Origin of the sequence: Streptomyces sp. NPDC002130, from assembly GCF_040296465.1 — a bacterium.
Classification (GTDB): domain Bacteria; phylum Actinomycetota; class Actinomycetes; order Streptomycetales; family Streptomycetaceae; genus Streptomyces.
Genome location: NZ_JBEOXI010000286.1, coordinates 1 through 9,691 on the forward strand (window position 1 = coordinate 1; position 9,691 = coordinate 9,691).

Consider the following 9,691-nt stretch of genomic DNA (forward strand, 5'->3'; position numbering starts at 1 on the left):
GGGCCACGTACACGACGTCGTCGCCGTCGAGGATCGACACGGAGGTGGATTCACGGACCTTGGTGGACAAGGCTTCCAGATGCGGCCCGGCGATCTCGGGAAGGGACAGACTGGAGAGGTAGCTGTAGCCGAGTTCGAGGACTCGCGGCGTCAACCAGAACACCGAACCGTCCGTACGTACGTATTCGAGTTCGACGAGTGTGAGCAGGAAGCGGCGAGCAGTCGCACGCGTGAGATCGGTGTGCCTGGCAACCTCGCTGAGGGTACGACGCGGGTGCTCACCGTCGAAAGCCTTGATGACGGAAAGCCCACGGGCCAGCGACTGCACGTAGTCCGGGGACGGTCCCGGCGACTGCTCGCTGCTGTTCTCGCTCATGTTGTCTCGTTCTCCTCAGGTTCGGCCGAGAGGTCCGCGAGAGCTTGCTTTCCCAGCGCAAAAGCCAAGTTGCTGTTCGGCACACCCGCATAGACCGCGGTATGGAGAAATACTTCCACGAGTTCGTCGGGATCGATCCCGGCACGCAGTGCAGCGCGAATATGCATGTCGAGTTCGTGTTCGTTGCCGACGGCGGTGAGGATCGCGAGAGTGAGGAGCCTGCGGGTGTGGTCGCCTGCCGAGAGCATCAGGGCCGCGAACATCAGGGTGTAGGCGTCGACGACCCACTGCAGTCCGGACATTCCGCTGTCGAGGGAGCTCCGGATCGAGGGCAGCGCTATGTTCACGGCCGAGACGTCGATGGTGATCACGGTGAAGCCGAGAAGCGAGGCGACCAGGGCGGCGCCGCCTCGCCGCGGCGCGGCGGCGGTCTCGGAGGACGGCACGACTGATCGGGCCCGGCCCGGCGTACGTTGCCCCGGCCCGGGTGCCGGTGGCTCTGCGTCGTGCCGGGGACCGGGGGTGGTGGAAGAGGGCAGGGGAGGGGTGGCCGGCATGGTGAGCTCCGGAAATCGCGAGAACGGCTGCGGAAGGGGGTTGGTGGCAGGGACGGCCGGGCGGGCGGCCGCGGCGCACCGGGAGCCGCGGTCCGGTGTCGCGCACCCCCTGGGCTCCGGCGGCCGGGCCACCCGCTCCGACACCAACTCTCCGCCAGGCCCGCGGCCCCCAACAGGCCGCACTCTGCCCCGGGTGTGGCGTTCCTGGCCCTGACACGGCCCCCCACGCCTCTTGACCGCCTGCGACAATGACCGGATGACAGCAGCAGCGGATGCGAGGGGCACGGAGCTCGGCCGGTACCTGAAGGCCCGCAGAGCGCAGGTACGCCCGGAGGATGTCGGTCTCCCGGCCGGCGCGGGCCTGCGCCGCACTCCCGGACTGCGCCGCGAGGAGCTGGCCGCGCTGGCCGGAGTGAGCGTCGACTACTACATCCGCCTGGAGCGCGGCCGGGAGACCAACCCCTCTCCTGCCGTCGTGGACGCCCTCGGCCGCACCCTCCGGCTGCGCGGCGACGGCTTCGAGCGCCTGCACGAGCTCGCCGAGCTGGCCTCCGGCCGCGTCTCCGAGCTGCCGGCCTGCGCGGACCACGACGTGCGCGACTCGGTGCTGCGGATGCTGGAGTCGGTGCGACCGCTGCCCGCCTATGTGGTGAGCCGGTACAACCGCGTCCTGGCCGCGAACCCGCCCGGCCGACGGCTGATGCCCGGGCTCTGGGACTGGCCCGAGGACCAGCGGAACCTGACGCGCTACGTCTTCCTCCACCCGGTCGGCCGGACGCTCTACGAGCCCTGGGAGGAGACCGTCGCCCTGTCGGTCGCGCATCTGCGGGCAGTCGGCGGGGCCGACCCGGACAACCCCGAGCTCACCACACTCGTCGGCGAACTGATGCTGAAGTCACCGCAGTTCGCACGCCTCTGGGAGCGATACGACGTCTGCGAACGCGGCGGCGGCCAGAAGTCGTTCCGGCACCCCAAGGCCGGCCCGATGACCCTGACCTACGAGGTCATGCGACTGGCCCGGACGGGCGGCCAGCGCATGATCGTCTACCAGGCGGCCCCCGGCACCCCGGACGAGGCGGCCATGCTCCGCCTGGAGTCCCCGGACACCCGACCGGAACCGGCAGCCCCCGGACACGCGCAGCCGGCCGATGCCCGGGTCGCGGCGGAAGCCTCCGCCCACTAGTGCCGCATCAGGCGACATCCGCCTCGGTGTTGCCCTGGGAGTGTGCCAATGGCGCGGGGCACGTACTCTCGCGGGGTGCACTCTCATCGGAGCTTCGAGAACCCTCCTGCGCTGCCTCACGAGGTCGTGGTCGAGACGTTGGAGCGGGCTCTGCGTGACCGCGGGGCCGAGGGTGAGGCCGCGAGTGTCCTGGTCGGAAGCGCGTTGAACGACGATGACGTGGAGTTCGTCGAGCACTGGTGCGTGCAGGTCGGGACAAGGGCTGTGCCGGGTAGCCCGTTGCTCGGGCTGGCAGGCCTGTGCCTGGGACACACCGCTCGACGTTTCGGGCGTCTCAGCGATGAAGCCCTCGCCCTTGTGGAGTCACTGGCGGCGCGTGCCGAGGCCGACCCCTCGGACGTGGACGGTCGGGCCCTCGACGGGTACGACGACGTCCGGAGCTTCCTGCACCTGTGGTGAGGCGCCGCGTTCGGCCGGGCGGCGTTCGCCCTGCTCGTCGATGAGTTCGGCACGCGCCACGCGGGCTTTCCACCAGCTCGGCCGAGTGACCCGGCAACTGGACCTCAAGTTGTGATTCGACGGACCCTCTTCAGACGACTGTGGCCGTGACCGGCCATGCCCCGCGTCCCAACAGATCGAGGACGAGTGCCGCGATGTTCCAGGCGTCGTCCTCGCCGCGGTGATGGCGTCCCTCGAGCGGCAGTCCGGCGATCTGCAGAGCATGACCCATGCCGGGTTTCCTGCGCAGCCCGTACGCCGTGGCGAATACCGCTTTGGCGTTGGTGTGGGCACGTTCCGTCGGATGGCCGAACGGGTAGGCCACCCCGTCGGCCTGACTCTGTCGAGCGAACTGCCGACGGTCGTATTCACCCCAGCTCGCCCAGGGACGCTCCCCGGCCTCGTGTTCCTCGACGAGGATTCGGCATGCCTCGGCGAAGGTGACGCCCCGTTCCACCTCGGCCTGTGTCAGTCCGGTCAGTGCGGTGCAGAAGGTGCTCACTGCCGAACGGACGGGGCGGACCAGGAGACGGTGCCGGGACACGCGGCGCCGTGCCGACACGTCCACGACGGTGAGACCGATCTCGATGATCTCGTTCACCGAGCCGGGCGGCGGCTGTCCATCCCAGCAGGTGGCTTCCACATCGATGACGTTCAGCAGGGTGGATTCATGGCGCATGGGGCCGAGGGTAGGGATGCGTGCCCGGTTCCGGCACCTCGATTTCCACATGCCCTGAACCAGGAACGTGCCCTTCGTTGGCGGTCTGGGTGCAGAGCACCACCGGCTCGCCGGGATGCGCGTCGGCGAACCACCCGAGCACCGCCGTGCACGCCTCGGCGGCGTAGCCGCATCCCCAGGCTTGCGGCAGCAGCATGTAACCGAGTTCGGCCTCCTCGGCCTCCGGCCGGACGTGACCTGGGCACTCCGCGCCACGCCGATCAAGCGTGACCATGCCGATCATCGCCCCGTCGAGATCGATCACGAAAAGGCCGGAGCGACGCCCGGGCATCTCGGGCACCGCACGCTCGAGCTCAGCACGCGGTCGGGCGCCACCGACGTACGTGCCCACCTTCGGCGACGCGAACAGCTCGATGAACGCCGCTCGGTCCCGTGCCTCGGACGCGCGGAGCACGAGCCGCTCGGTCCGTAAGGGGGCCGGCGGCCAGTCCAGGGGCCCGAGTTCGGTCATGGTGGGCAACCTACCGCAAGAGGCGCTCACCAGCAGGCGTCGGATCAGCGCCCAGCAGCCCCCGTTGCACAGCCCGTGAAACCGTCAACTCATGCCACGGAACACGGCTCATGTCCTTGAGCGGCGTCGGCGACGAGCACCGCCCGCCATGGGTTGCACCGCACCCGCCCCAGCAGACGGCTCCGTCGGCCGGGGCCGGGCCAGTGCCTCCTGCCGTCAGCTGTCCGTGGGCTCGGGCTGTGCCCCGGTTTCGGGTGCAGTCTTCCCGCTCTGCGCAGGCGCGCTGTAGAAGACGGACCTGCCCTGCTTGGAGCGCTCGGCCCCGCTCTTGGCCACGAGGCCTTCGAGGGTGACGCGTACGACCTTGGGCGAGATGTCGCGGCCGGGGTGGGCCTGGCCGAGCGCCGTGGAGATCTCGGCGGCGGAGCGCGGCTCCTTCTGCTCGGCGAGGTGGCGGCGAATGAGCTCGACCAGGGTCAGCTCGGCGGACTGTGCGGAGTCCGTCGTCTTGGCAGCGGACTTCCGGGCTGCCTTCTTCGCGGGGGTGGCAGTCGACTTGCGTGCCTTCGGCTTCGCGCCGGCCGCGGCGCCGGCCTTCTTCCGCCGCGGGGAAGGCACGGTGGCGCTCTTGGACTCGACCGCGGACCCGGTCTGCGCCTGCGTGATGCCGAGTGCCTGCTGCATGCTGACCAGCACGCTGTGGTCATGCTGCAGAGCGGCGAGCTGCTCCTGCAGGGAGGCGATGTCCGCGGTGATGCGTTCCTGTTCCTTGAGGTTCGCGTCAAGGTCGCCTGTCACCTGGGCGATGTACTGGGATGCCAGTTCGGTGGCGGGAGTTGCTGTCTCGGGCATGGCAGTGACCCTTCCTGTGTACCGCATGTTGTCCTGGTGGGAGATGGTACGGACAACAGCAGGTGCTTGTTCCCGATGAGCAGCGTCCATTTACTCGCAGTCAGCCTCCGGTGTGCCATGTTCGGTGCCAACGGGACCATGCACAGGACGAGTTGACCCCCGGGGGGGAGTTGCGGTTTCCAGAAGACTTCATCGGCGCCCGCACAGGCGGGCGAACATCCCGGTGTCTGCGGGCGAGAAGGCGGGGCATACGGGCTGCATCCCCTTCGAGAGGAGCTCGTCATGCTCGGCATAGTCGCGGCAGTGTTGTTCTTCCTGGCGTTTCTGATCAACGTGGCTGAGATCAGCACCAACGATGTGTTCTCTTCGACGAACGTCATGTTGCTGGGATTGATGTGCCTGGGTCTGCAGGTGGCCGGTGTCGGTGCCGGCTGGGCCCGCCGACGCTGACCTCACGCTCCAGCAGGTCCGGTGACGTCTCGCCACCGGACCTGCGCCAACCCTGGGGTGGCTACACCTCGGTGCCCGTCAGTCCGACGCGCGCCAGGTAGAGGCTGAGGTGTTCAGGGCTGTCGGCAGCCAGGCCGATGTGGTGATCGGGGCGGACGAGGAACAGCCCGGTGCCCAGTTCCTGGGCGAGCGGCCCGCCGGTCACCTGGTGGGTACGCAGGCCCGCTGCCTCGGGGGGCGGAGCACAGTTCACCGCGAGCAAGGTGAAGTCCGGTCCTCTCAACAGGTCGAAGAGGCTCCGGCAGGGGCCCTCGGTGGTGACGCACGGGAGGTCGGGCGCGCGGTCGCCGGCCTGGAACCCGGTCGGAGAACGGCGCTCCCGCGCATCGGTCGAGAGCTCACTGTCGCGGTAATGCACCGACAGCAGGTGGCAGACCCGCCCCCGGTAGCGTGCCTGCTCGTCGGCGTCCTGAGGTTTGCGGCCGGCCCGGTACAGGCGGCTGCTGAGGTCCAGCGTGTCCGCCGCGGCGGCCCGGCGCTCGGCCTCGTAACTGTCCAGCAGCGTGTCCGGGGCATGGCGGACGATGACCTGGCCCAGCTTCCAGCCGAGGTTGTAGGCATCCTGCACGCCGATGTTCAGCCCCTGGCCACCACCGGGCGGGTGCACATGCGCGGCGTCCCCGGCGAGGAAGACGCGCCCGTGACGGAAGCGTTCGGCCATCGCGGTACGAGGCCGGTAGAACGAGAACCACCGCACGTCCGTGACGGCGTCGGAGGGCACATGGGTACGAGCGGCGATCAGACCGCGCACGGTCTCGGGCGTCGCGGTGAACTCCTCACCGGTGATCTTGGCGTTCAACTGGAAGTGGGTGGTTCCGGGCAGCGGGCACAGCAGCAGTTCACCCGCAGGGTCGGGCCAGATGTGCCAGTGATCGCGATCCAGTCCCTCGACGCGTACGTCCGCCACCACGGCCGAGCGCAGCCCGCTCTCCTCACCCTTCATGGCGATGCCCAGGGATTCACGCACCGTGCTGTGGCTGCCGTCGGCGCCCACCAGGTAGAGCGCCGACACCTGGTGACGGCCACCGTCGGAGTGCGTCACCTCGGCCGTCACGTGCGTGTCCGTCTGGATGAGGGAGGTGAGCCGGGCGCCGCACTCCAGCGTCCCGCCCAGGTCGAGCAGCCGATCGCGCAGGATGTCCTGCGTACGCCACTGAGGGACCAGCCACGGCCGCGGGTGCCGTGACACCGGCGCCTCGGGGTCCGGCTGGATCAGCTGCCACTCTCCCTGGCGCTCGCCGTCGCGCCAGGTCTGCATGGGCGGGAAGGGGGCGCCGGCGGCCCTGAGTGCCTCGGCTACACCGAGGTCGTCGAAGGCCTCCAGCGTGCGTGACTGCAGGCTCTTGCCGCGCGACCCGGGGAGGAGCTGGTCGCCGGCCTCGATGACATGGGTATGCACACCACGCCTGGCCAGGTCGCAGGCGAGGGTGAGACCGGTGGGGCCGCCGCCGACGACCAGCACGTCCACGGCCGGCTGTTGCGGTGTCTGAGGGGTCGGATCGGGCACGTCTCCCCGCTTTCTGCCGTTTGACCCGGCACTGGGTGCATGGAGCGGCGCTCTGCCGCACTATGCGAAATGTCCCCGTGGGCCGGGCGGCAGTGCCCCGGGCCCGCCCGGTTCCGCCCACATGGCCGCACCGCCGCACGCGTTCAGGAGTACACATGGCTCACGTCGCCGTCTGCCCCTTCGACTTCAGCGAGCAACTGGCCTTCGACCCGTCACTCCTGCAGCTCATGGCCGACGGCCCGGTCAGCCGTATCCGACTGCCCTACGGCGAGGCCGACGCGTGGCTGGTCACCAGCTTCGACGGCGTACGTCAGGTGACGACCGACCCGAGGTTCAGCCGGGCCGGCATCGTCGGCCGTGACTACCCCCGGATGACTCCCGAGCCGATCGTCTCCCCGGAGTCGCTCAACGTCATGGACCCGCCGCGCAGCACCCGACTCCGTCATGCCGCCGCCCGGGCCTTCACACAGAGCAGCGTGAAGCGCATGACGCCGGCGATCGAACAAGTGGCCCACCGTCTCGTGGACGAGATGATCGAGCACGGCCCCCCGGCCGACCTGGCCCTCGGTCTGTCCGCGCAGCTGCCCAACCACACCATCTGCGCCTTGCTGGACGTCCCCGCCGCGGACCGGCCGCTCATGCTGCGCCATACCCAGCAGATGCTCACGACCGCCCCGGAAGCCAGGCAGGCGGCGGCCGAGGCCAAGCAGTTCCTGCGCGCCTACTTCACGGCGCTCGTCGCCGAACGCCGGGTGGCAGGGGGTGGTGACCTCATCAACACCATGGCGGCCTGCGAGCAGGGGGAGGAGCTCCTGAGCGACGACGAGCTGGCCGTCCTGGCACTGACGCTCATCCTCAGCGGCAACGACACGGCGACCTGTCAGATCAGCAACATCGCCTTCACCCTGCTCACCCGCCCCGAGCTGCTGGATCTGCTGAGGCGCAGCCCCGAGCAGCTGCCCCGGCTGCTGGACGAACTCCTGCGGCACATCCCTTTCCGCAAGGGCGTCGGCATCCCGCGCATCGCCCTGGAGGACGTGAAAGTGGAGGGAGTGCTGATCCGCGCGGGTGACTTCGTCCACGTCTCCTATCTGGCGGCCAACCGGGACCCGGCGGTGTTTGCGGACCCTGACGCACTGGACGTCGACCGTTCGTCCCATCCCCACATGACGTTCGGCTGGGGCAACCATCACTGCATCGCCAGCACGCTCGCGGTCGCGGAACTCAGCACCGCGATCGGGGTCCTGTTCACCCGCCTGCCCGGCCTGCGCCTGGCGGTTCCCGCCGAGGCCGTGCGCTGGGACACCCGGACCATCCGGCGCTTCCCCCTGGAGTTGCCCGTGACGTGGTGAGACTTCACGGCCAGGCCGTCCTGCCACGACCTCGGGGCGCATCGGCTCAGGCCCGCAACTCCTCACGACAGCAGCATGCGCGTCCACACGAAGGCCAGGAACAGGCTGGCAAGCGTGAACAGGCCTTGCACAACGGCGGTGACGGGCATCCTCAGGCGGGCGTGCACGACGGCGCCGGCTGCCGCCACCGCCGGAACGCCCCAGATGACGAGCCACGCCAGGACCGGGGTGTCGGGGGAGTGCGCGGTCGGAGGGGAGTCCGGCGAGGGCACCCTGCCCATGCCGACCGCGACGAGCAGCACGACGGCGACGACGACGATGACCGCGTCCGCGACCAGGAGCAGCAGGGCGACGGCGACGTCGATCAGCCGGGAGGGACGCTCGCGCCGGGGAGGCGCGAGAGCGTCCTGGTCGTCCGTGAGCGGTGGGGCCATGACATGACTGCACCACGGAATGACGCGTTCGACACCTCCCAGGACCTGGGAGGACCCGACTGTGACCATCGGCCGACCGCGGGGCCAGGGTGATCGCTGCGCGCCTTGCGAGCGAACGGCCCGGCCCCTGCGCCGCCGGTCAGACGCCGGCAATCCGCCACTCCTGGTTGTCTCCGCCGGCGATGGGCCATTGGATGATGTCGGTGCGGTCGTCGGTGGAGCCGTCGGCGACGTCGGCGCACCATCCGGTGCGGGCGTTGACGAGCCGGTAGTAGCCGCTTGTGGTGGGGGGGCCAGCTTCCACCACTGGTTGTCCGTGCCGGTGTCGGGTCCTTGGGTGAGGGTCGCGCCCTGGGTGGAGTTGGGGCTCTGCAGGAGCTTGGTGCTCTTGACGTTGCGCAGCCGGAAGGAGCCGTCCATGTTGGGCAGCAGGGTCCACTGCTGGTTGGTGCCGCCGCCGTAGGGCCACTGGATGTCAAGGACAACTCGGCCGCGGACGGCTATGACGTCGTGCAGTACGACTGCAACGGCGGCCTCAACCAGCAGTGGCGCCTGAAGGCCACCGACAGCGGCTACGTCCAGATCATCGCCGAGCACAGCGGCAAGTGCCTCGACGTGGCCAACGGCTCCAACGACCCTAGCGCCTACGTGCAGCAGTACCGGTGCACCACCGGCACGAACCAGCAGTGGCTCCTCGAGGACCAAGCCAACGGCTCGTACCACCTCAAGTCCCGGGACAGCGGCTTGTGCCTGGACGTCGCGAACGGCTCCACGGCCAACGGCGCCCGCCTCATCCAGTGGACCTGCAGTGCCACCGCCGCCAACCAGCAGTTCCAGCGCCGCACCGTCTGACGGATCGACACGTCTGAAGACGCGTGATTGATGGGATGAGTGCGGGCTGGAATTGTGGATTCCTTGACCGGAATCCGGCTGCTCGCACTATCCATCCCATCAATCACGTGCACACCCGTTGACATGAGCGGGTCGCATGGTTGACCTTCGTCCCTGGCACCAGGGCGCTCCGGAACCTCGTCTCCGAGCGCACACCCCCCTTCCCCTTCGTCGCAGGGACGCGCATGTCGAGTCGGACGAACAGACGTCAGTTCCTCGCGGCCCCCCCCGGGGTGGCAGCCCCCCCCCCCCCCCGAGGCCAGTTCGGCGCCCGGGGCGCGCAGGCCGTGCCCCCCCCCCCCCCCAACCCACCCCCCGGGGGATCGGGCGACCGGCGAGCC

Annotated in this window: 13 protein-coding genes and 1 pseudogene; 4 read left to right on the forward strand and 10 right to left on the reverse strand. The window is 69.6% G+C overall.

Annotation, left to right across the window (positions count from 1 at the left end):
• The coding region (locus tag ABT116_RS35240) for a helix-turn-helix domain-containing protein (protein ID WP_351642437.1) at positions 1-376 on the reverse strand (376 nt) is incomplete at its 3' end.
• The gene (locus tag ABT116_RS35245; RefSeq protein ID WP_502983988.1) at positions 373-747 is read right to left on the reverse strand and encodes a carboxymuconolactone decarboxylase family protein; all 375 of its coding nucleotides are present in this window, start codon (positions 745-747) and stop codon (positions 373-375) included. The genes ABT116_RS35240 and ABT116_RS35245, both read right to left, overlap by 4 nt.
• Before the next feature lie 442 nt (positions 748-1,189).
• On the opposite strand from ABT116_RS35245, the gene ABT116_RS35250 reads away from it, so the two are divergent.
• Entirely contained in the window at positions 1,190-2,116 is a 927-nt protein-coding gene (locus ABT116_RS35250; RefSeq protein ID WP_351642446.1) for an MmyB family transcriptional regulator, read from the forward strand.
• Positions 2,117-2,479: 363 nt separating this feature from the next.
• Here the strand turns inward: ABT116_RS35250 and ABT116_RS35255 are convergent, their stop codons facing one another.
• The 4 genes from ABT116_RS35255 to ABT116_RS35270 form a co-directional block, all read right to left on the reverse strand.
• Positions 2,480-2,635, reverse strand: a complete 156-nt coding sequence (locus ABT116_RS35255; RefSeq protein ID WP_351642451.1) for a hypothetical protein — start codon at positions 2,633-2,635, stop codon at positions 2,480-2,482.
• 70 nt (positions 2,636-2,705) lie between these two features.
• Positions 2,706-3,293, reverse strand: a complete 588-nt coding sequence (locus ABT116_RS35260; protein ID WP_351642456.1) for a 3'-5' exonuclease — start codon at positions 3,291-3,293, stop codon at positions 2,706-2,708.
• Complete coding sequence (locus ABT116_RS35265) at positions 3,283-3,804, reverse strand: GNAT family N-acetyltransferase (protein ID WP_351642461.1); 522 nt, start codon at positions 3,802-3,804, stop codon at positions 3,283-3,285. The genes ABT116_RS35260 and ABT116_RS35265 overlap by 11 nt, the downstream gene beginning before the upstream one ends.
• A gap of 216 nt (positions 3,805-4,020) precedes the next feature.
• On the reverse strand, positions 4,021-4,656 hold the full coding sequence (locus ABT116_RS35270; RefSeq protein WP_351642465.1) for a hypothetical protein: 636 nt from the start codon (positions 4,654-4,656) through the stop codon (positions 4,021-4,023).
• A gap of 282 nt (positions 4,657-4,938) precedes the next feature.
• On the opposite strand from ABT116_RS35270, the gene ABT116_RS35275 reads away from it, so the two are divergent.
• Positions 4,939-5,106 (forward strand): hypothetical protein, encoded by a 168-nt coding sequence (locus ABT116_RS35275; RefSeq protein ID WP_351642470.1) that lies wholly within the window; start codon positions 4,939-4,941, stop codon positions 5,104-5,106.
• A gap of 61 nt (positions 5,107-5,167) precedes the next feature.
• On the opposite strand, the gene ABT116_RS35280 is transcribed toward ABT116_RS35275, so the two are convergent.
• Positions 5,168-6,673 (reverse strand): FAD-dependent monooxygenase, encoded by a 1,506-nt coding sequence (locus tag ABT116_RS35280; protein WP_351642475.1) that lies wholly within the window; start codon positions 6,671-6,673, stop codon positions 5,168-5,170.
• A 155-nt stretch (positions 6,674-6,828) separates the two neighbouring features.
• Here ABT116_RS35280 and ABT116_RS35285 point away from each other — a divergent pair, with 155 nt between their 5' ends.
• A complete protein-coding gene (locus ABT116_RS35285; RefSeq protein WP_351642481.1) occupies positions 6,829-8,025 on the forward strand; it encodes a cytochrome P450 in 1,197 nt (398 codons plus the stop codon).
• Between the two features lie 62 nt (positions 8,026-8,087).
• Here the strand turns inward: ABT116_RS35285 and ABT116_RS35290 are convergent, their stop codons facing one another.
• The 3 genes and pseudogenes from ABT116_RS35290 to ABT116_RS35300 form a co-directional block, all read right to left on the reverse strand.
• Positions 8,088-8,459, reverse strand: a complete 372-nt coding sequence (locus ABT116_RS35290; protein ID WP_351642498.1) for a hypothetical protein — start codon at positions 8,457-8,459, stop codon at positions 8,088-8,090.
• 139 nt (positions 8,460-8,598) lie between these two features.
• Positions 8,599-8,763: an RICIN domain-containing protein gene (locus ABT116_RS35295; RefSeq protein WP_351642487.1), complete on the reverse strand. Its 165-nt coding sequence runs from the start codon at positions 8,761-8,763 to the stop codon at positions 8,599-8,601.
• A gap of 44 nt (positions 8,764-8,807) precedes the next feature.
• Positions 8,808-8,879 (reverse strand): annotated as a pseudogene (locus tag ABT116_RS35300) (hypothetical protein); the annotation flags it as partial.
• A gap of 48 nt (positions 8,880-8,927) precedes the next feature.
• Here ABT116_RS35300 and ABT116_RS35305 point away from each other — a divergent pair.
• Positions 8,928-9,311 carry an RICIN domain-containing protein gene (locus ABT116_RS35305; RefSeq protein WP_351642491.1) on the forward strand — a complete coding sequence of 128 codons (384 nt, stop codon included), beginning with the start codon at positions 8,928-8,930 and terminating at the stop codon, positions 9,309-9,311.
• Positions 9,312-9,691: the final 380 nt, after the last annotated feature.

What these genes read in the sequence shown, in the direction of transcription:
- ABT116_RS35290 (WP_351642498.1), bottom strand. Translation starts at nt 8,459, where the DNA reads ATGGCCCCACCGCTCACGGACGACCAGGACGCTCTCGCGCCTCCCCGG.
- ABT116_RS35285 (WP_351642481.1), top strand. Translation starts at nt 6,829, where the DNA reads ATGGCTCACGTCGCCGTCTGCCCCTTCGACTTCAGCGAGCAACTGGCC.
- ABT116_RS35275 (WP_351642470.1), top strand. Translation starts at nt 4,939, where the DNA reads ATGCTCGGCATAGTCGCGGCAGTGTTGTTCTTCCTGGCGTTTCTGATC.
- ABT116_RS35250 (WP_351642446.1), top strand. Translation starts at nt 1,190, where the DNA reads ATGACAGCAGCAGCGGATGCGAGGGGCACGGAGCTCGGCCGGTACCTG.
- ABT116_RS35265 (WP_351642461.1), bottom strand. Translation starts at nt 3,804, where the DNA reads ATGACCGAACTCGGGCCCCTGGACTGGCCGCCGGCCCCCTTACGGACC.
- ABT116_RS35270 (WP_351642465.1), bottom strand. Translation starts at nt 4,656, where the DNA reads ATGCCCGAGACAGCAACTCCCGCCACCGAACTGGCATCCCAGTACATC.
- ABT116_RS35260 (WP_351642456.1), bottom strand. Translation starts at nt 3,293, where the DNA reads ATGCGCCATGAATCCACCCTGCTGAACGTCATCGATGTGGAAGCCACC.